General features: G+C 72.8%; 10 protein-coding genes. 1 reads left to right on the plus strand and 9 read right to left on the minus strand.

The window, feature by feature from the left end; all coding sequences use genetic code 11:
* Positions 1-861: 861 nt before the first annotated feature.
* The gene (locus GPA10_RS11985; RefSeq protein WP_157165471.1) at positions 862-1,404 is read left to right on the plus strand and encodes a hypothetical protein; all 543 of its coding nucleotides are present in this window, start codon (positions 862-864) and stop codon (positions 1,402-1,404) included.
* Positions 1,405-1,452: 48 nt separating this feature from the next.
* Here GPA10_RS11985 and GPA10_RS11990 read toward each other — a convergent pair whose 3' ends face one another.
* Genes GPA10_RS11990 through GPA10_RS12030 form a run of 9 tightly spaced genes read right to left on the minus strand, consistent with a single transcriptional unit; the run spans position 1,453 to position 21,104 of the window.
* The gene (locus GPA10_RS11990) at positions 1,453-2,712 is read right to left on the minus strand and encodes an MFS transporter (RefSeq protein ID WP_157165472.1); all 1,260 of its coding nucleotides are present in this window, start codon (positions 2,710-2,712) and stop codon (positions 1,453-1,455) included.
* Positions 2,709-3,134, minus strand: a complete 426-nt coding sequence (locus tag GPA10_RS11995) for a hypothetical protein (RefSeq protein ID WP_157165473.1) — start codon at positions 3,132-3,134, stop codon at positions 2,709-2,711. Before GPA10_RS11995 ends, GPA10_RS11990 begins: the two co-directional genes overlap by 4 nt.
* Positions 3,135-3,139: 5 nt before the next feature.
* On the minus strand, positions 3,140-4,276 hold the full coding sequence (locus GPA10_RS12000) for a methyltransferase (RefSeq protein WP_157165474.1): 1,137 nt from the start codon (positions 4,274-4,276) through the stop codon (positions 3,140-3,142).
* Between the two features lie 52 nt (positions 4,277-4,328).
* The gene (locus tag GPA10_RS12005; protein ID WP_058850726.1) at positions 4,329-5,564 is read right to left on the minus strand and encodes a cytochrome P450; all 1,236 of its coding nucleotides are present in this window, start codon (positions 5,562-5,564) and stop codon (positions 4,329-4,331) included.
* Complete coding sequence (locus GPA10_RS12010; RefSeq protein WP_157165475.1) at positions 5,557-6,162, minus strand: hypothetical protein; 606 nt, start codon at positions 6,160-6,162, stop codon at positions 5,557-5,559. Before GPA10_RS12010 ends, GPA10_RS12005 begins: the two co-directional genes overlap by 8 nt.
* A 12-nt stretch (positions 6,163-6,174) precedes the next feature.
* Entirely contained in the window at positions 6,175-7,836 is a 1,662-nt protein-coding gene (locus GPA10_RS12015; protein ID WP_157165476.1) for an FAD-binding oxidoreductase, read from the minus strand.
* On the minus strand, positions 7,833-17,321 hold the full coding sequence (locus tag GPA10_RS12020; protein ID WP_157165477.1) for a type I polyketide synthase: 9,489 nt from the start codon (positions 17,319-17,321) through the stop codon (positions 7,833-7,835). Before GPA10_RS12020 ends, GPA10_RS12015 begins: the two co-directional genes overlap by 4 nt.
* A 5-nt stretch (positions 17,322-17,326) precedes the next feature.
* A complete protein-coding gene (locus tag GPA10_RS12025) occupies positions 17,327-19,870 on the minus strand; it encodes a beta-ketoacyl synthase N-terminal-like domain-containing protein (protein WP_157165478.1) in 2,544 nt (847 codons plus the stop codon).
* On the minus strand, positions 19,851-21,104 hold the full coding sequence (locus tag GPA10_RS12030) for an FAD-dependent oxidoreductase (RefSeq protein WP_157165479.1): 1,254 nt from the start codon (positions 21,102-21,104) through the stop codon (positions 19,851-19,853). Before GPA10_RS12030 ends, GPA10_RS12025 begins: the two co-directional genes overlap by 20 nt.
* Positions 21,105-21,287 lie beyond the last annotated feature (183 nt).

Raw genomic sequence — 21,287 nt, forward strand, 5'->3', positions numbered from 1 at the left:
GCCTCCCATGCGGTCTCCGTGTCGACGAGCGCCCCTGGGCCGCGGGGCAGGCTTCATCATGCCTGCTCGGAGTGGATCATGCTGCCCGCCGGGCACTCGGAGCGTCTGCCGCGACCCGTCGGCCAGGAGCGGCCGGTGGAGTTCTCCGGGACGCCTGGGCCGGTGGTCGCTCTTCCGGTGGCATTGAACGCTTCCGCGGCGGGGCAAGGGCCCCGATCGGTGGGGCAGCGGTCCTGCTCCGAGTGGATATCGCCGGGGCGGCGGTCCTGCTCCGAGTGGATACCCACGGGGCAGCGATCCTGCGCCGAGTAAATATCCCCATCTTGGGGACACGGTGCGTCCGTACGCCTACTCTGTGTGTCCGCCGGGTGGGAGAACCGGCGTCCCGGCCACTTCTCTCCCCCGTGCTCGCGGACACCCGCAAAGCCGGTGCGCCGCAGCGCACGACGCCGATGGGCGCCGCGAGTTCGCGCGGCGCCGGCCCGTACCGCACGGGCCGGTGCCGTCCGCCGCTGACATCCACCCTCGACGACCCTCGACCATCGCCGTACTTCCCCGCAGGGGCTCCCATGACTGCTACCGAACCACCCCCGGTCCCCACGACACCCCCGCCACCGCCACGCCCACCGCACCCTCCTGCGGTGCCGCCGGTGGTACCGGAGCCGGCACCCGGGCCGGGCTCCGGATGGTGGGCGCGGTGGCGCGAGCCCCTGATCGGCCCGCTCACGGTGGGTGTCCTGCTGGCGGCCACTCCCTTCGTCTGGGCCGAGGTCGCACGTCTGACGGACGAGGAGAACCCGCCGGGTGCCCGCACCGTGTCCACCAGCATCTTCCGCACCGGCAACCAGGGCGCGCGGCGGTGTGGACCCCCACGAATCGAACGTACAGGTGGTCGTGCAGGGGCTGCGGCCGGAGCCGGTGCGCATCACGGACATGGAGGTCGACGCCCACTGCACGGACCCCCTCACCGGCACGCTGATGTATTCGCCGCCCGCCGGCAACGACACGAGCCTGCGTATGGGCGTGGACCTGGACGAGGCCCGGCCCGTGCCCTACGTCCGCGACGGGCGTGGGGACATCGACGAGAGGAAGCCCTACTTCCCCGGGCGCACCATCTCCCTGGCCGAGAAGGAGCAGGTGGTTCTCGACATCCTTGCCACCACCGACCGGCACTACTGCACGTACACCTACCGCCTGAAGCTGATCACTCAGGACGGTGAGCAGCAGTTGGTCGTCGACGACCACGGCAAGCCCTTCAAGGTCACGGCCGTGCCCGCCGAGCGGATCGACGACGTGGCGACGGCCTACCCGGCGTTCCGGCGCATGTACATCGGAGGTGTCGCCAACTCCGACGGCGACGTGAACCCCTGGCCCGCCAAGAACCCGGCGACCTTCACCCCGTAGGCCGCACCGGCGGACGGGAGCCGTGACGGTGCTCGACGGCATCGGCCGTCAGGGCGCCGAGGCCTCCTCGGGGACCGCGCGCAGCGCCGGGCCCGCGAGGAGCGGGGCCAGCACCAGGGCGCCCGCGCCGACGAGCCAGGGGGCGCGCAGGCCGGAGGAGTCGACCAGGAGTGCGCCGAGTACCGCGCCCAGGGGGGCGGTTCCCGCCGATGTCAGGCGGAAGACGCTCATCACCCGGCCCTGGAGGTGCGCGGGAATGACGGCTTGGCGCAGGGTGATGGTGACGACGGTCCATACGGTGCCGCCGAACCCGATGAGGGCCAGCATCGCGGCTGCCAGCAGCGGACTGCTCGTCAGGCCGATGGCCAGGCACGCCACCGCCGGAACCCACAGGGACAGCAGGAGCAGCAACCGGGGGCTGCCGCGGCGCCAGGCGGTCCCGGTGAGGAGGCCCGCCACCACCCCGCCGACGGAGACGGCGCCCATCAGCAGTCCGTACCCGGCGTCGCCGACGTCCAGGAGCCGCAGGGCGAAGAGGGCGAAGGTGGCGAAGCATCCCGTGAGCACCGTGTTGATGAGCGCCCCCACCAGGGCCAGCGACCGGCACCCGGGGTCGGCGGCGAGCCAGCGCACACCGACTGCGATGTCTTTGGTGACGGAGGCGAGGGGCTCGCTGTCGGGGTGCCGGGCGCGACCGGCACCGAGGCCCGTGAGCAGCAGTCCCGCGGCGGCGAAGGTCGCGGCGTCCACCAGGAACGGCAGCGCGTGCACGGCACCGAACAGAACGCCCGCCAGCGGTACGGCAAGCAGCTGACCGGCGATGATGTCCGCGCCGGTGAGCCGTCCGTTGGCGGTGGCGAGAGCGGTGGCGGGGACGAGTTGGGGCACGAGCGCGGCGGCCGCGCTCTCCGTGAGCGTCTGGCAGCAGCCCAGGGCGAAGGCCACGGCGTACAGGACAGGCAGGCCGATGCCACCCGAGAGGACGGTGACGGCAAGGGCGGCGGCCAACGCGGCCTGGACGCCGTTGGTCACCGCGATGACGCGGCCCCGGTCGAGCCGGTCGACCAGGGCGCCCGCCGGAAGCGACACCAGGAGCCACGGCAGCGTCTGCGCCACGGTGACGCCCGCGAACGCGGTGGGGTCCGGCGTCACCGTCGCGGTGAGCAGCGGCAGCGCGGTCAGATGCAGGCCGTCCCCGAACCGGGACACCGCCGTGGCGGCGAGGAGACGCGTGAACCGGCGGCGCCGACCCGTCGTTCCGTCCTCCCGCGAGGTCGCCGCCGCCGGTCCGGGCTTCTTCGGCGTCACTCGGCGGAGCCGGCCTTCTCCCGGAGCGCGGGGTGGGTGCCGCGGGCGTCGAGGTCCTCCCGGGCGCGCCGCCACCGCTCGCGGGCCTCCCGGATGGACGCCCGCAGGACCGGCACGCCGCCGTTGTCCGCGGCCCAGGCCGTCACGTCCTCCGGCACGAACCGCCACGTCCCGTCGAAGAGGACGGTGGGCAGACCCCGCAGCATGATCAGCCAGTGCACTTCGTGGGACGACACCCCCCAGCGCTCCTGGAGGTCGTCGAGGGTCAGCAACCGGGCCTCCTGTTCCGCCAGTTGCGACGGCGTCAGGGTGTGCCACGCGATGGTCATCGTTGTTCTCCCATCCCGGTCGTCGAGGTCGTCGAGGTCGTCGTGTTCGTCATGTTCGTCCTGGTCCTCACGGTCCTCGGGCAGCCACGCCACCGTACTCAGCGCGTCCCCACGTGCAGGCCGTGGAAGAACGGCAGGTCGCCGAAGCGCTCGTAACCGCTGAATCCCGCCTCGCGGATCCAGGACTCGTACTCGGACCAGCTGTACAGGCGGCCCTGGCCGGAGGCCACGGCCAGGAAGTACGGCGCCGCCAGCATGGTGGTGGCCGGGCCGTCCTTGGTGTCGTTCTGCATCATGTTCAGGACGGCGACCTTGCCGCCCGGCGGCAGCGTGTCGTACGCCTTGCGCAGCAGCGTCACGCTGACCGGCGGGTCGAAGATGTTCAGTATGTGCGAGAACAGCACCGCGTCCACGCCGTCGGGGAACGTGTCGGTGAACATGTCGCCGCTGTGCACCCCCACGCGGTCGGTGAGACCGGCGCGTTCGATGTTCTGCCGGGCCAGCTCCGTCACGCTGGGCAGGTCGAACACCGTCACCCTGAGCCCGGGGTGCGCGCTCGCCAGCGCGATGGCGTTGGTGCCGTCCCCACCGCCGACGTCCACCACATGCCGGCTCCCGCCCAGTGCGCCGCTGGCGCTCAGGCCCTGGTTGGCCAGCGCGGACAGACCGCTCATCGCCTCGTGGAAGACGCCGCGCAACTCCGGGTGCACCGCGAGACGGTGGTAGAGCGTGTCCCCGGGGCCGGGGAAGTTGCGCAGGCCGACGCTGGTGCCTTCGCGCAGCGACGCCGTGAAGTCGCTCAGGCCTGGATAGACGATGTGCCGCTGCCAGCCCAGCATCGGCGTGTAGGAGCCGGGCCTGCCCGGTACGAGGTGTTCCTCGGCGAGCGGGGCGTTGCGCAGCCGGCCGTCGTGCTCCTCGACCAGACCCAGGCCGCGCAGCGCGCCGAGCAGGACCTCCAGGGAGGAGGCGGGGAGCCCGGTCTCCTTGGCCACCTCGTCGGCCGTGGCGTCCGGGTGCGCGGACAGATGCGGGAACACGCCCAGTTCGTGGGCCGCCCACAGCGCCTGGAAGGCGACGTGGCCCTGCATGATCAGACCCAGTTGGTCCTCCGTCATCGTGCCCGTGCCCGTGCCCGTGCTCGTTGCCGGGGTGGCGCCCGGCGCTGTCGTGGCCGTGGTCACGGGCGTGCTCGTGGTTGTGGTCGTGCCGGTGGTGGTGACGCCGTTCGTCATGGTGTTCCTCCGTGTGAGGGGGCTTGATCGGACTGAAGGGTCGAGGGGGCTGTCAGGCAGCGGTGATACCGCCGTGGTGGATCGGCAGCTCGGCGAGTCCCCGCATCGCCAGGCCGGGGCGGTACGTCAGGGGCCCGGCCGGTCGCTGCGGGTTCCGCACGCGCCGCGCGAACGCCCCCAGGGCCGACTCGCCCTCCACTCGGGCCAGCGCCGCACCGAGGCAGGCGTGCGGGCCGATGCCGAAGCCGAGATGGCGGTTGGCGCGCCGGTCGAGCCGGAAGACATCGGGTTCGTCGAAGCGGCGCGGGTCGCGGTTGGCCGCGGCGAGCAGCAGGACCAGCGTGGCGCCGCGGGGGACGACATGTCCGGCCACCTCGATGTCGGCGAGGGCGACACGGGTGCGGAAGTGCAGCGGCGGGTCGAACCGCAGCACCTCCTCCACCAGGGCCTTGGCAGCCTCCGGGGCGGCGGCGACCGTCTCGCGCAGCTGCGGGTCGGACGTCAGCGCGAGCACGCCGTTGGCGATCAGGTTGACGGTCGTCTCGTGGCCGGCGACGAGCAGCAGGGAGCAGACGGCGGCGACTTCGTCGGTGTCGGCCGCCCCCTGGTCCGCGAGGGCGACGAGCTGCGACACGACGTCGTCGCCGGGGCGGGCGCGGCGCTCGGGAATGAGCCGGTGGAAGTAGTCGAGGATCGCACCGCGCGCCTCGCGTCCGTCCCTGCGCGCCTCCTCGTCCAGGTTGAACGCCTGGTCCATGTTGCGGGCGAGGGCACCCGACCAGCGCCCCAGGCGCGGGAAGTCCGCCTGCGGCAGCGCGAGCAGCTCGCAGATGATCCGTACGGGCAGCGGGAAGGCGTAGTCACCGACGACATCGAGTGACTCCTGTGCGGCGGCGGTGTCGAGCAGCTCCGCCACGATGCGGGCGATGCGTTCGGGCAGCCCGTCGAAGGCCGGGATCAGACAGGTGTGGGCGAGCCTGCGCAACCGGGTGTGCTCGGGCGGGTCCAGGAGCATGAACGGCGCCTTCGCCAGGAGCGCGGCGTCCTTGTCGTCGAGGTCCCCGCGGCTGCGCATGGCCTCGAACATCGTCGAGCGGGTCTCGTCGCTGCCGCAGCGGGCGTCCCGCAACAGGGCGTGGCACTCGGCGTATCCGCTCACGACGTGCGCCCCGGAGGCGTCCGTCACCACCGGGTCGCCGTGCCGGTGCAGGCGCGCGTACAGCGGATAGGGATCGGTGACCGCCTCGGGGGTCATCAGCTCGCGCAGGGACACCGGGGACTCAGCCATGCCCCGCACCTCCCGCCAACTGCTCCAGGACGGGGCGGAGATGGCCGACGAGGGTGGTGGCGTGCAGGTGGTACAGGCGCGGCGGCGGATCGCTCATGTAGTAGTCGAAGTCGGGCAGCGGGACCTGGTCGAACCGCAGCGTCGCGTCGGTGACCGGCCGCAGGTGCGGGCCGAGGCCCTCCAGATGGCGGACGATGTCCGGCTTGGCCTCGAACAGCAGGTGGGGGCGTCCGCGCTCCAGGCACCAGTCGGCCGCTGCGTGCATGACCGCGGTGGCGGCGAACGGCGCGGTGGAGACCCAGCGGGTGATCTGGGCGGCGCGGTCGGGCGCGTAGCCGGGCGCGACCTCGACGGCGTCGCAGCCGTACATGCGGTGCAGCTCTGGCGGCACGTCCGCGGTGCCGAGGTCCACGCCGACGGTGGCCACGACGTCCGGGCCGTCGGCGGCGTACCACAGGGTGCCGGGCTCGCCCGGTTCGGTGTTGTAGACGCGCAGGTATTCACGGCGGACGAAGTCCATCGCCTGCCTGCGCTCGGCGGGCGAGGCGGCGCGTTTGAGGCTCAGTGCGGTGGGATGGCCGGAGGCGGCGAGGTTCATGAGGGCCGGTTCCTATTCCGTAGCGTCTGCTTCATGGGCGGCAGCGTCCGCTCGTCGGGCGGCGGCAGTGTCTGCTTGCTGCTCGGTGGCAGCGTCTGCTCGTCGGGCGGCGGCAGCGTCTGCCGCGTCGGCGGCGATGCCGTAGCGCCGGGGCGCGATGACGCCACCGGGGTCGAGCGCGCGTTTCAGGCGGGCGAGCGCCCGCGCACGGCCTGGGTCCGGGTAGCGCGTCAGATGACTGTCCAGGACGTTCTTCCGGTAGGGGAGTACGTCGATTCCCTCCATCTCCGCCACCAGGTGGCCGTAGCACGCATGGGCGCGCGCGACGTCCCGCGGGTCGTGCTTGTCGAAGGTGAGGCCGAGCACGCCCACCGCGCGGTCGGTGGTCGCCATGATGAAGCTGGCGGAGAACGCGAAGCCGTGCTCGCGGTAGACGGGTTCCGCGACGCGCACCACGTCCCGTACCCGTGCGCCGCGCGCCTCGATGCTGGGCGAGTACCAGATCAGGCCGAGCCGCTCCCAGCCCAGGCTCCGGCTGATGTGGTCGAACGCGGCGTCCGACGGGGTGCCCCGCATCAGGTCGTGGATGTCCTGGTGGTTGTCCAGGAGCTGGCGCAGCGCACCCGCCCGCGCGGACACGGCGCGGGGGAGGAGCGGGAGGCGCTGGAGACCGTGCAGGGTGTGGGCCGCGCGCCGCCTGCGGGCGAGACCGGCGTCGGTGAAGAACCGCACGGAGGCGATGCCGCGCAGGGCCCCGCGGATGCCGCGGCGCTGCGCGGCGACCTGGGCGCGGGAGCCGTACAGGGCGCCGTGCGCGCTCCAGGGCGCGGCGGGCCGGTAGGCGGTGGTGTCACGGGACTTGACGGAGCCGATGGCGCGCAGCGGGTTGGAGATGTGCGTCAGACAGTCCAGCTGCCCGTGCAGCCGTAACCGTACGAGTACGTCGATGAGTTGCTCCAGGTCCCGGTCGCGCGCCAGTTCCACACGGAAGGAGGCGTAGGCCTCGGGCCGCGGGACGAGTTCGACACGTGCGCAGGTGACGATGCCGAAGTTGGACTGGACGAACAGGCCGCTCAGGTCGGGGCCGGTGCCGGGGAAGACACCGGTGCGCAGCAGGGTGCCGTCGCCGAGGACGACCTCCAGGTCGGACAGGGTCTCGCGGTGGTGGCCCCGGCTGGTGTAGCCGAGGCCGCCCTCCAGGGCGTTCCCCAGCACGCTGGCCCCCGTGGCGGCGCCGGTCACGTCGGGGAAGAAGGGGGCACCGGAGTCCTTCAGGTGGGCGGACAGGTCGAGCTGGGTGACGCCGGGCTCGACGTACGCGTACCCGTGCTCGGTGTCGACGGAGCGGATGCGCGCGAGGCGGCCCAGCTCCACGAGCACCTGACCGTCCCCGGCGGGCAGCCGGGAGCCGTTGCCCACGTTCATGCCCCGGCTGACCGGGTACAGCGGCTGCCCGTGGGCGTTGGCCGCCCGGACCACGTCCTGTACCTCCTCGACGGAGCCGGGACGTACGACACCGGCGAGCGCGCGGGTGATGCCCAATGTGTTGTCGAGGCAGGCGGCGATCTCGTCGGGGGCGGTGGAGACGTGCTCCTTGCCCACCGCGCGGGCGAACGCCTCCCATACCTCACCGGGCGCGGCCGTCGCCGTTCCGGGGCCGGTCGCTGATGTCATGGCTGTGTCCCGTCGTTCGTGCCCTTCGCCGACGCACGGCACAGATAGTCCGTGAGCCGCCGCAGGGTGGGGTGGTCGTAGATGAGGGTGACGGGCAGCGGGACGCCGAGGGCGGCGCTGAGACGGCCGCGCAGCTCCGTGCCCAGGAGCGAGTCCACGCCCAGGTCGGACAGGGCGAGGTCGCCCTGGGTCCCGTCCCGTGCGTCGGGGACCGCGGAGGTGCCGAGCAGGTCGGTGAGGTGCTGGAGCAGGACGTCGTGCATGGATGCGGGGTTGGTGCCGGATGAGGCTCGGGCCGCTTCCGCGTCCGTGTCCGTGTCCGCTTTCGCCGATGCCGATGCCGATGCCGATGCCGATGCCGATATCGGTGGCGGTGGCGGTGGCGGTGATGGTGATGGTGCCGTTGGTGCTGAGGCGAGGTCACGGGCGTGCGGCAGGTGGAGTGTGCCGGTGGCGGCGTGCCAGTCCACGCGGGCGACGGCGCCGGCAGCGGGGCCGCCGGTGATCAGGCGGGCGGCGGCGGCCAGCGACTCGTGCGCGTGCTGGGGGAGCAGTCCGGTGCGGCGCAGCCGTTCCTGGGCGGGGCCGTGCAGCCTGCCCGCCATGCCGACGTTCCATGGGCCCCAGCCGACGCTGGTCGCGGGCAGCCCCTGTGACCTGCGGAGCTGGGCGAGGCCGTCGAGGAAGCCGTTCGCCGCGGCGTAGTTGCCCTGGCCTGCCGTGCCCAGGAGCGCGGCCAGGGAGGAGAAGCAGACGAAGAACTCCAGCGGGTCCGCACGGGTGGCCAGGTGCAGATTCCAGGCGCCGTCGGCCTTGGCGGCGAGCACCTTGGCGCAGCGCTCCCAGGTGAGGTGGGTGACCGGGGCGTCGTCGAGCACGCCCGCGGCGTGGACGATCCCGCGCAGCGGGGGCCCTTCCGTGCGGAGCCGGGCCATCAGCGCGTCGACCTGTGCGGGGTCGGCGACGTCGCAGGAGTAGCCGCGCACCCGGTCGTCGGCTTCGGCGGGTCCGGGCGGCGTGGCGTTCGCGCCGCCGCGGCTCACCAGGGCGACCCGCCCCGCACCGCGCGCAAGCAGCAGGTGGACGGTCAGCCGGCCGAGCGCTCCGGAGGCGCCGGTCACCAGGTAGGTCCCGGCGGCTTTCACGGGGATGTCCGGGACATCCGGGACGTCCGGGGGGTCCTGAAAGCCCGAGAGGCCCTGAAGGCCCGAGAGGCCCTGGAGATCCTGGAGGCCCTGGAGATCCTGGAGGTCCGGGGACCTGTGCTCCGGTGTGTCGAGCGCGTCCTCCACGGTGTCGATCCGGGTCGCGGTGGCACGGCCGTCGCGGATGACCACCTCGTCGTCGGCGCGGTCCGCCACCAGTTCCGCGGCCAGCGCCCCCAGGTCGCCCTCAATGTCGCCGATGTCCAGCCGCCGCGCGCCCAGGTCGCGGTGCTCCTGCGCGACCACCCGTGCGTACCCCCACAGGGAGGCACCCCGCGGATCGACGGTGTCACCGTCCCGCCGGGCGACGGCGCGCCGGGTGACGAACGTCAGACGGCGCGCACCGGTCGCCCCGTCGGCGAGCAGTCGCCGGCACGCTCCGACGGCCGCCCGCAGGGCGGTGTGGAGTCCGGCCTGTGCTGCTGACGCCACTGTGTTCGGTATCTCCGAGACACTCGCCGAGTTCGACGACACGGCATCCAGGCACACCACTTCCACGGGTCCCGCGGGCAGGGACTCCGGCAGAGCGGGCCGCGTCAGGCACGTGTGCCCGCGCTCGCGCAGCTCCCCGGCCAGGCGGCCTGCGACGTGCGGCTCGCCGCCCACCAACAGCCACGTGCGCGGGGACAGTTCCCGCGCGGCCTCGTCGAGGGCGCGGAAGCCCAGCTGGTACGTCCCCAACGGCGGCGAGCCGGTCGGCGACAAGCCGGACGAGGGGCGCTCGGCCAGGAAGGGGGCATGCCCTTCGCCGAGCAGGGTGGCACGCGGCGCGGGCCGCAGCACGACGCCCTCCAGGCGCAGCACCGGGCCCACGCCGTCCCTCCACAGGACGACGTCACCCCGCCCGGTGTGCGGGTCGTCCTCCGCGTCCTCGTGCGCGACGGCGTGCGCCCACATCGTTCCCCCGGGAACGCCGTAGGACGTCACGCGTTCCACCGCGACCGGCACGGTGGCGCGGCCGTCGGGCGCCGCGGCGAACGCCTGCGGCAGGGCGAAGACGAGCAACTGCAGCAGGGAGTCCAGCAGACCGGGATGGCAGCGGTAGTCGGCCAGGTGGTCGTGCGGCCCGTCGGCGCGAATACGCGCGAGGGACTCACCCGGCCCGCGCCGGACCTCCGCGATCCAGCGGAAGTCCGGACCGTAGGTGAGGGCGTGCCGGGAGAACCGCTCGTAGAAGGCGTCCTCGGTGACGACCTCGTGGCACCGCGACCGGATCTCTTCCGGACGACCGGGCTCCTGAGCGCCGCGCTCAATGGGGCCGGGTTTCCGCGGACCGGGCACGGCAGGAGCGGGTTTCTGCCGATCGGGCCCGGCAGGGCCGCTCTCCTGTCGACCGGGCTCACCAAGCCCGGGGCCCTGTCCGCCGGGCTCGGCAGGGTGGCGGGGCTCAGCAGGGTGGCGGGGCTCGGCAGGGTGGCGGGGCTCGGCAGGGTGGCCGGGCTCGACAGGGTGGCCGGGCTCGACAGGGTGGCCGGGCTTCCGCCGACCGGGCTCCTCGGGCCCGGTGCCCGCACGCAGTCGGCACTGCGCATGCAGCGTCCAGTCCGCGTCCATGGGCCGCCTCCCGGCGGCATCCCGGGCGTCACTGCTGGCCACCCGCACGTTCCAGGTGGACGCCGCTTCCGGCGCGGGCGTGCAGACGGTGTCCGTGCGCCGCGTCTCACCGGGTGCCAGCGTCAACGCCCGGGTGAACCCGGCCTGCTCGACCGTGACGGGACCGGGCCCGAGCAGCCGCTCCCCCGCGGCGAGGGCCCGCGCGAGATGCACCGCGCCGGGGACCACGACGCGGTCGTACACCTGGTGCGCGGCCAACAGCGGCGGCTGTGTGGTGCGGTGCTCGACGGTGAAGGCCGCGTGGTCGGTGAACGGGGACGGACCGCCGGTGCCGATGAGCGCGTCGTCACCGGTCGCGGTCGCGGGCGCGGGCGCGTTGCCGGGTGCGGCGGCCGACGCGCCCGCCTCCGCGATCCAGTGGCGCCTGCGGTCGTAGGGGTATCCGGGCAGCGACACCTTCGTACGCGGCCGTTCCCGGTGGACGGCGGACCAGTCCACGTCGACGCCGTGGGCGTGCAGCGCCGCGGCGCTGGAGAGCAACTGCCGGGAAGCCGGATGCTTGGGGTGGAGCGAAGGGAGCCAGCCCGCCACCGGCGCTTCCGGCAGGCACGCGCGGGCGAACTGGAGCAGGACCGGCGCCGGTCCGATCTCGACCAGATGCGTCGCGTCGGCGAGGTGGCGCACCCCTTCCCGGAACCGGACCGTGCCGCGGGCGTGCCGCGCCCAGTAGTCGCCGTCGAGGTCCGCGCCGTCGCGGACGATCTCGCCCGTCAGGTTGGAGACGAGGGAGATCTCGGGGGTGCGCGGGGTGACGGCGCGCGCCGCCGCCGACAGGTCGTCGAGCATGGGATCGAGGAGAGCCGAGTGGAAGGCGTGGGACACGTTCAGAGCCACCGTGCGGACGCCCTGCTCGCGCAGATGCCCGAGGAGCTTCTCCACCTCGGGGTGCGGACCCGAGACCACGACGTGGGAGGGTCCGTTGTCGGCGGCGACGGACAGCGCCCGCACCCCCGTGCGGTCCAGCGCTTCGGCGACCGTGTCCGGGGAGGCGAACACGGAGGCCATCGCCCCGCCCTCCGGCAGAGCGCCCATGAGCCGCCCGCGCCGCGCCAGCAGCCTCAGGGCGTCATCGAGACCGAGCGCACCGGCCGTGTGCGCCGCCGCGAACTCCCCGACGCTGTGCCCGATGACGACGTCCGGCCGCACCCCCCAGGACTCCCAGAGCCGCACCAGCGCGAACTGCACGGCGAAGAGCGCCGGCTGCGTGTACTGGGTGCGGTCCAGCAACTGCCTCTGCTCGGGGTCCAGGAGGACGGACAGCAGAGGGTGGGGGAGGAGCGGATCGAGCGTCCGGGCGCAGGTGTCGAGCGCTGCCCGCGCTGTCGGCCAGTGGGTGTACAACTCGCGTCCCATGCCCGCGTACTGGGACCCCTGGCCGGTGAACAGGAAGGCGACGCGGGCCGTCCCCCCGGAGGCCCGGCCGCCACTGACGAGCTGGGGATGGCGTGCGCCGCGTACGGCACTGCTGAGCGCGGCCCGCGCCTGCTCCTTGTCCTCCGCCAGCACCGCCAGCCGGTGCGGCAGGTGGGTGCGTCCGACGGCGCTGGTGCAGGCGATGTCGGGCAGGGTGTCGCGGGTCGTCCGCAGATGGGTGAGATAGCGGTCCGCGAGGGCGCGGAGCGCTTCGGCGCTGCGGGCCGACAGGAGCAGCGCATGGGTGCCGCCGGAGTCCGCGACCGCGGTCGGCCTGTCGAGTGCTGGTGGTGCTTGTTCGATGATGGTGTGGGCGTTGGTGCCGCTGATGCCGAAGGAGCTGAGGGTGGCGCGGCGGGGTGTGTGGGTGGTGATCCAGGGGGTGGGGGTGGTGGGGATGGTGATGTGGGCGTTGTCCCAGTCGGTGGCGGGATTGGGGTGAGTGAGGTTGCGGTGTGGGGGGATGAGTCCTTCGCGTACGGTCAGGGTGGTGGCGATGAGGCCTGCGATGCCTGCGGCTGCTTCGAGGTGTCCGATGTTGGTCTTGATGGATGTGACGGCCAGGTGCTGCCGGGCGGACCGGCGGCCGGTCACCGCGTGCGTCAGGGCGCTGAGTTCGAGTGGATCGCCCAGGGCGGTACCGGTTCCGTGCGCCTGGTGGTAGCCGATGTCGTCGGCGTTCAGGCCGCTCTGGGTCAGTGCGGCGTCCAGCAACTGCTGCTGGGCCCTGGCATTGGGTGCGGTGAGCCCCGCGCTGCGCCCGTCCTGGTTGATGGCCGTGCAACGGATGAGTGCGTGAATGGTGTCGTTCGCGGCGAGTGCGTCGGACAGCCGCTTCAAAACGACCACCCCCACCCCCTCGCCCCGGCCGAATCCGTCGGCGGACGCGTCGAAGGTCTTGCACCGGCCGTCGGCGGCGACGGCCTGCATGCCCGCGAGGGAGAGCGAGGCCTCCGGTGTCAGCATGAGGCTGGCTCCGCCCGCGAAGGCGATGTCGCTCTCCCCTTGCAGCAGGCTCTGCCGTGCCAGGTGCACCGCCACCAGGGACGAGGAGCACGCCGTGTCCACGACCAGGCTCGGCCCGCGCAGCCCGAGCAGGTAGGAGAGCCGCCCCGCTGCCAGGCTGTTGAGGTTGCCGAGCCCGGTGTGGGCGTCGTGCGAGCCGGCCCGCTCGGCGAGTCGCGCGTAGTCGTTGTAGTACAGGGAGAGGAAGACGCCGCCGCGGCTGCCCTTGAGCCCGTCGGGAGCGATCGCCGCGTCCGCGAGGGACTCCCACGCCGTCTCCAGGAGCAGCCGCTGCTGCGGGTCGAGACGGGCGGTCTCATGGTCGCTGAGGCCGAAGAACGCGGCGTCGAAGGTGTCCACGGGCTCGGTGAGGAAGCCGCCGCGGCGCAGTGACCCGGCGAGCGGCTCGCCGTCGCCGGACGCGAGGTCCTCCGTACGCCAACGGTCGGCCGGGACATCGGTGATGGCGTCGCGCCCCTCGCACAGCAACCGCCAGTACGCGTCGACGCCGTCGGCACCGCCCGGGAACCGGCACGCCATGCCGACGATCGCGACGACGTCCTCGTCCTCCTCCCTCGGGGCGGCCACCGAGGGGGTCCGCTCCACGGGGGCGTCGGCAGCCCGCACGGGCTGCCGGCCGGCCTCCGGCGCGGACCCGGCGGAGGCCGGCGCGCCTTGCGCACGGACGGCTGTGTCACCACCGTCCCTGAGGTGCTCCGCCAACTCCCCGACGGTCGGGAACTCGAAGGTCACCGTCGAGCTGAGCGGCACGTCCAGATCGGCCATGAGGCGATTGCGGAGCTCCACCGCGAGGCTGGAGTCCAGTCCCAGGTCCATGAAGGGACGGCCGGGGTCGACGGACGCCTCCGGGGGCAGGCGCAGGATGTCACGCAGTACGCGGTCGAGCACTTCGGCGGCGTCCTGGGCCGGTCGATCGGTGGTGTCCTTGACTGGTCGTGCGGTGGTGCCCCGGGCCGGTTGGTCGGCGGTGTCCCGGACCGGCCGCTCGGCGGTCTTTTGGACGGAACGGTCTGCGGCGTGCGGAGCGGAGCGGTGTTCCGGCTCCTCGGCCGTGCGCAGGCGGGCCGGTGTGCGGCCACCCAGGTGGCGACGGTACCGCTCCCAGTCCACGGCCAGGCATGTCGCGGTCGCCGCGTCGCCGCCGATGAGGCGCGCCAGTTCAGCCGTGGCGTCGGTCGGCGCGAGGAGAGAGATCCCGGCGGCGTCCCACAGCCGGCCGGCCGAGCGCGGGGCCCGGTCGGCCATGCCGCCGCCGGCCCACGGCCCCCAGGCGACACTCAGGGCGGGCAGCCCCTGGGCGCGCCCGTGCAGGGCGAGGCCGTCGAGGTAGGCGTTGGCTGCCGCGTACGCGCTCTGGCCCACGGTCCCCAGGAGGACAGCCTGGGAGGAGAAGTACACGACGAAGTCGAGTGTGTGACGCTGCTTCAGCGCGGCCCGGTGCACATTCCACCCGCCGGCCACCTTGGGTCGCAGCACCCGCTCGGCCTGTTCACGGGTGGCGTGCAGGATCAGGCTGTCGTCGAGCACGCCCGCCGCATGGACGATGCCCCGCAGGGGAGCGCCGTCGGCCGTCAGCTCGTCGAAGAGCCGCGTGCAGTCGTCCACGCGGGAGATGTCCGCCTGCGTGTACGACAGCTCGGCGCCGCCAGCGGTCAGCTCGGCGAGGGCGCGTGCGGTGGCCTCCGGCGGCCGGGGCGAGCGGCCGACGAGGAGCACACGCCCGGCGCCGTGCCCTACCAGCCACCGGGCGCAGTGCAGCCCGAGAGCTCCGCCACCGCCCGTGACCACGTACGTTCCGTCGCCGCGCGGCACGTACCCGGAGTACGCGGAGTGCACGGGATACTCGGCATGCCTGGAGTGCTCGGCGTGTTCGGAGCGCTCGGCGTGTTCGGAGCGCTCGGCGTGTTCGGATTTCTCCGCGTGCCGGGTGCCGGTGCGCTTCACCGTATCGTTCACGGCGTCCGGTGCCTCGTCGCTCAGGCGTAGGCCGTAACGTGTCCCGGCACGCAGAGCCGTGTCGTCCTCGGCGCCGCGCCCGCGGGGCCCGTCGGACGAGGATGCCGCGATGTCGTCGACGAGTCGGTCCCCCTCGTGCATGGCGGCCGGGCCCTCGTCGTTCCCCGCGTCGCCGGTGGGGTCGAGGTCGATGCGGCGGCAGCGCACCTCGGGGTGTTCACTGCTGATGACGCGGCCGATTCCCCACACGGCGGACTGCTGCGGTACGACGAGTTGGCCGGGCTCCGTCGCCTGGCCTCCCCGGGTGACGAGGGTCAGCCGTGCGGCGGGCAGCGAGCGGGCCAGGGCGCGGGTGACGTCCAGCACCGCCGTGGTCAGGCGGGTCACCTGGCTCAGCACCGCGTCGCCGTCGCACTCCGAAGTCGGCTGTGGCAGCGCATCAGTCCGCTGGGGGAGCGCTTCGTCCGCCAGGCACACGACCTCGTCGACGTCCTTGGCGGCAAGCGCGTCCCGTACCTCCGCCAGGGGCCATGGGTCCCCGCCGTCGGGATGTCCGACGACGGTGACGCGGACGCCGTCGCGCGCCAAGCGCTCGCGCAACACGTCGGCCGTGCCCCGGCTGTCGTCGAGCAACAGCCAGTGGCCGCGCGCGGGTACGCGTGCCGGGTGGGCGAGGGGGCGCCAGTGCGGGAAGTAACTGCGGGGCGCGCGTGCCACGGGCGAGGAGGTCTGCTCGGCGCCTGAGAAGGCCTGCGCGGTACCGCCGGAGCCCTTGGAGCCCTCGGAGCCCTCGGAGCCCTCGGAGTTCTGGGAGACCTGGGAGCTCTTTGATCCTTGGGAGTGTTCCGGCCACCAGTAGCGCTCCCTGGGCCCACGGGGCGGGCGCGGAACCGAGGGCTTGGGTGCCCTTTCCGGTGATGGTGCTTGTTCGATGATGGTGTGGGCGTTGGTGCCGCTGATGCCGAAGGAGCTGAGGGTGGCGCGGCGGGGGGTGTGGGTGGTGATCCAGGGGGTGGGGGTGGTGGGGATGGTGATGTGGGCGTTGTCCCAGTCGGTGGCGGGGTTGGGGTGGGTGAGGTTGCGGTGTGGGGGGATGAGTCCTTCGCGTACGGTCAGGGTGGTGGCGATGAGGCCTGCGATGCCTGCGGCTGCTTCGAGGTGTCCGATGTTGGTCTTGATGGACGTGACGGCCAGGTGCTGCCGGGCGGACCGGCGGCCCGTCACCGCGTGCATCAGAGCCGACACCTCAAGGGGGTCACCCAGGGCCGTACCGGTCCCATGGGCCTGGTGATAGCCGATGTCGTCCGCACTCAGGCCGCTCCGGGCCAACGTGGCCGCCAGCAACTGCTGCTGGGCCCTGGCACTGGGCGCGGTGAGCCCCACGCTGCGCCCGTCCTGATTGATGGCCGTGGCACGGATCAGCGCGTGAATGGTGTCGTTCGCGGCGAGTGCGTCGGACAGCCGCTTCAGGACGACCACCCCCACGCCCTCACCGCGTACGTAGCCGTCGGCGGACGCGTCGAAGGTGCGGCACTCGCCGCCCGGGGAGAGCGCCCCCGCCTGCTCGTACATCAGTGTGCTGTCGGGGTGCAGCAGCAGGTTGCCGCCACCGGCGAGAGCGACGTCGCACTCCTCAAGGAGCAGGCTCTGCCGGGCCAGATGCACCGCCACCAGGGATGAGGAGCACGCCGTGTTGACCGTGACGGCAGGCCCCCGCAGGTCGAACACATAGGCAAGACGGCCCGCGGCGAGACTGGAGTTGTTGCCTGTTACGTAGCGCCCGTCTATGTGTCCGCGCTCCGCGCCGATCCGGCCGTAGTCGTCGTGCATGAGGCCCACGAACGAGCCCACTCCGGTGCCGCCGACGGCTTCGGGCGGCATGCCCGCGTCGTACAGGGCGTCCAGGACGGTCTCCAGGAGCAGCCGCTGCTGCGGGTCCATGCTCTCCGCTTCGCGGGGCGAGATGCGGAAGGAGGCACTGTCGAAGCGGGTCACGTCTTCCAGATAGCCCGCTCGCCGGTCGCCGTGTCGGCCCGGCGGTGGCGTGCCGACCCCGGAGTACCCCGCGCACCACAGGTCCCAGAACTCGCCGATGCTCGCGGCACCGGGCAGTTGTGCGGCCATGCCGACGATGGCGATCGGCTCATCGGCTTTCCCGGACGGTTGTCGCTCCGTCCTGGCGCGGATGCGCGCGGCGAGGCGCGCCCGCTGCTCGGTGGTGAGATGGGGGAGTTTCTCCGCGGTCAGGGGGGTCAGCTGCTCTGCGCTCATGGGTATCAGACGTTCTCCTCGTCGGCCTGGGCGGCCAACAACGTGGTGAGTTCGGTGTCGAGGAGGCGGGCTGCCTCGTGCAGACCGAAGCGCTCGGTGAGCGAGCCGAGGACCGCGTCGAGGTCGTCGCCTCCCTGCTCCGGGCCCGGCGCGCCGCGCCGTAGGTCGCGGATGTGGTGACAGAGGGCGTCGATCGTGGGGTGCTCGTAGATCAGCGTGGGGGCCAGGTCGAGGCCGAGGCTGTCCATGAGGGCGTGCCGCAGCTCCAGTCCGGTCAGGGATCCGATGCCCGCGTCGGACAGAGGCAGGGAGGCATCGGGCACGTACCCGAGAACGCGTTCGACAGCGCCGGCGACGTGGCTCCGCACATCCTGGACCTCCTGGACCTCCTGGACCTCCTGGACCTCCTGGACCGCTTGGACCTCCTGGACCGCGTAGACCGTCTGAACGGCCTGGACGGCGTCCTTCGGATCGGCATGGGAGCGCACGGCGTCGCACCGGTCGGCCGTGCCAGCCGCGGTACTCGTGGCCGTCGCGGCAGTCGTGGCCGGTGTGACAGCAGCCAGGTCGGTCGCGGCGGATGCCCAGTAGCGGCCGTGGGTCCAGGGGTGCGCGGGCAGGCGTACGGTGCGGCCGGGGCGCAGCGTGTCGCTCCAGGCGATGTCCTCCCCCGCTTCGTAGCGGCGTACGAGTCGCGCCGCGGTGCCGGTGGTGTCGGACTCTCCGACTGCGTCCGGGGATCCGGTCGGGTCCCCGGCGAGGGCGCGGTCGAGGGCTTCGAGGAGGTCCTCGTGAGTGTGGGCGAGCAGCAGCAGACGGCAGGGGTGATGGTCCCGGCGGGCCCCTGCTGTCCAGGCGATGTCCCTGAGCGAGGGCGGCACTTCGGCGGCGGTCAACAGCCGCCGATAGTCGGCACACAGCTTGAGCAGCGCTTCCGGCGTACGGGCGGACAGCGCCACCGGCCAGGGCTCGGGGTCCCCCGGAGCGGCCATGTCCTGGGCTCCGTAGGCACCGCGACTCGTTCCGCCGCGACCCGTTCCCTCGTGATCGACTCTGTCCGGGGCTGTTCCGTCCGGGGCTGTTCCGTCCAGGGTCGTTCCGTCCGGGTCCGTTCCGCCCGGATCCGCGGCGGCGTACGGGCCCACGGGCGGCGCCAGCACGACGTGCCCGTTGGCGCCCATGAGCCCGAACGAGCTCACCCCCGCGTAGCCGACGACGCCCTCGCCCACGGGCCAGGGTGCGTGGCCTTCGGACAGCGCGAGGCCCTCGCTCTGCGCGTGCGGTGCGGGCGGGTGGCTGTGGAGGGTGGGGACGAGCTGCCGGTGCTCGATCATCAGGGCCACTTTGACCAGGCCGAGCAGACCGGCCGCCGCCTCGGTGTGCCCGACGTTGGTCTTCACCGAGCCGACGAGGAGGGGGGTGCCGCGGCGGGGGAGCGCGGCGAGGCCGGTCAGCTCCACCCGGTCCCCCACGGGTGTCCCCGTGCCGTGCGCCTCGACGTAGGTCAGCTCGTCGGCGGTGATGCCCGCGTCGGCACAGGCACGGTGGACGACGGCTTGTTGCGCGTGGTGGCTGGGGGCGAGGAAGTCGCCGCTGCGGGACGCGTCGTGGTTGAGCGCGCTGCCCGCGACGACGGCGTAGATCCGGTCGCCTGCCGCACGGGCGTCCGCCAGCCGCTTCAGGGCGACGACGACCACCGCCTCCGAGCGGGCGAAACCGTCGGCTGCCGCCGAGCCGAACTTGCAACGGCCGTCGGCGGCCAGCATCCCCGCGGCGCCGAACGCGGCCCCGGTCTCCTCGGCCAGAACGAGGTTGGCCGCCCCGGCCAGGGCCAGGTCGCACTCGCCGCTCCGCAGCCCGTGCAGCGCGAGATGCAGCGCGGTCAGGCCGGAGGACCGGTCGGTGTCCAGGACGACGCTTGGCCCGCAGCGCCGGAGATGATGACTGAGCCGCGCGGCGGCGGACGCACGGGCGCCACCGACGACCGTGAGCAGGTCGGGGCGCGCGGCGGGGTGTCCGAGGGCTGCGTAGTCGTTGCTGCTGGTGGCGATGTAGACGCCGGTGGTGTGCTCTTCGGGCGACACGGGCGACACGGGCGACACGGGCGACACGGGCGGCATGGACGGCCCGTACGACGCAGACGGCCCGGACGGCCCGGACGGCCCGGACGGCCCGGACGACACGGACGGCCCGGACAACACAGACGGCCCCGACGGCGCAGACGCCGCGGGAGTCAGGTGCAGCCCGCCGTCCTGCAGCGCCTCGCAGGCGACTTCGAGCAGCAGCCGGTGCTGCGGGTCCATGGTCGTGGCCTCGCGCGGTGCGATGCCGAAGAACTGGGCGTCGAACGCGTCGATGTCCCCGATGAGCCGGTCGCGGGGGTCGAGGTGTCCCGGCGACGGTCGGTCGGTCAGTCGGTGGTGCGGTATCTCCTGGCCTCCGGCGAGCAGCCGCCACAGGGCCGCGGGCCCTTGGACGCCGCCGGGAAGGCGGCATCCGATGCCCACGAGTGCGACAGCCGTGTCACCGTCAGCGGTGGCCGAACGCAATGATCCTCCCGATGTTGCTCGCGTCGAAGGCTTCGGCGGGGACGGTCTCCGGCCCGGCGAGATTGCCGAGCAGCGGGCCGGACAAGCGCACGTCCCGCTGTGCCGTCCGATTCCAGGAGCGGCGCCTGCGGCGTCCTTCGTCGCTGAATGTGCAGCGGAGTTCGGTGGCGATGTGCGCGCTGATGCGGAGCCTCCTCATGCGTTCCGAACGCTCCGCGTGATAGGGGTGGAAAATGTCCGGGGGCCAATTTCTGTCCGCCGTCAATGCCTCGGCGACCGAGCGGGCGTCCCTGAGGGCGATGGAAAGTCCTTGGCCGATGAGAGGGTCGCTCCATCCGGCCGCGTCACCTATGAGGACGAGTCCCGGAATGTTGACCCCTGTACCAATCCAGGAGTCATTCATGGGGAGAACGGCGCAGGGCCCTTTCGGGATCGCGCTCAGCGGGTCGCATCCGGCGGGGAGCGGCAGTTCCTTGAGCAATCCCAGATAGCGCTGTACCGCGTCGGGTCCACGGAGCTGGTTTCCGCGGGCCGCGGCCCAGAAGACGTAGGTGCGGACGAGTCCGGAGCGCCGGGGGAAGGCGAGGTAGTGGGCGTCGCCCTCGGTCGCGGCGGCGTTCTCCCCGGTGGGCCAGGGCAGTCCGCCGAGCAGCAGTCCGGCGCAGTAGGTGCGCGGTGTGGAGGTGGTCAGGGAGATGCCGGCCTGGCGGCGGGTCGTGGAGTGCCTGCCGTCGGCGCCGACGATCATCCGGCTCCGCACTTGGTGCCGCTCACCGGCTGCCTCGTAGGTGACCGCACCCGGCTCACCTGGATGAACGCGGATGTTCTGGGCTTCGCGGACGAGGTGCGCGCCGGAGGCGGCCGCGTGCTCCAGGAGGGCCGTCGAGGCGTCGGGGTGGCCGACGTTCAGGGGGCCGGGGATGCCAGGGATCGCGGTGGAGAGGTCGATGCCGGTGTCCCCGGCCTGGGCGTAGGACACGCCGTCGCCGCAGGCCACCATCGCGCCGGCGTAGCTTCCTCCGGCCCGCAGCAGCGTCTCTTCCAGGCCCAGTCGCCGGGCTTCGGCCACGCCCCAGGGCATGAGTGTCTCGCCTCGTACACGATCCCGGAAAAGCAGGGATTTTTCGAGGACGAGAACGTCGAGACCGTGGGCGGCGAGTTTGCCGGCCAGAGCGCTTCCCGCTATTCCTCCGCCGACGACAGTGACGTCGACGGCGGGCTGCGCGCGCGGCATCACGAAACGGTCGGGTCTGTTCCGCCTGTGTCGGATCCGTGGAATCTGTGGCGACGCGCGATCAAGGGCGTAAATGAGGGCGCGAAGAGGTCAGAGAAGCCTTTCATGGTATCCCCCGTAAAAAATACGTCGGTGCGCAGATTGACCTGTCACCCGTATATCTCAAGCTACGATCCGGCTCTA

Source organism: Streptomyces typhae (assembly GCF_009755605.1).
Lineage (GTDB): Bacteria > Actinomycetota > Actinomycetes > Streptomycetales > Streptomycetaceae > Streptomyces > Streptomyces typhae.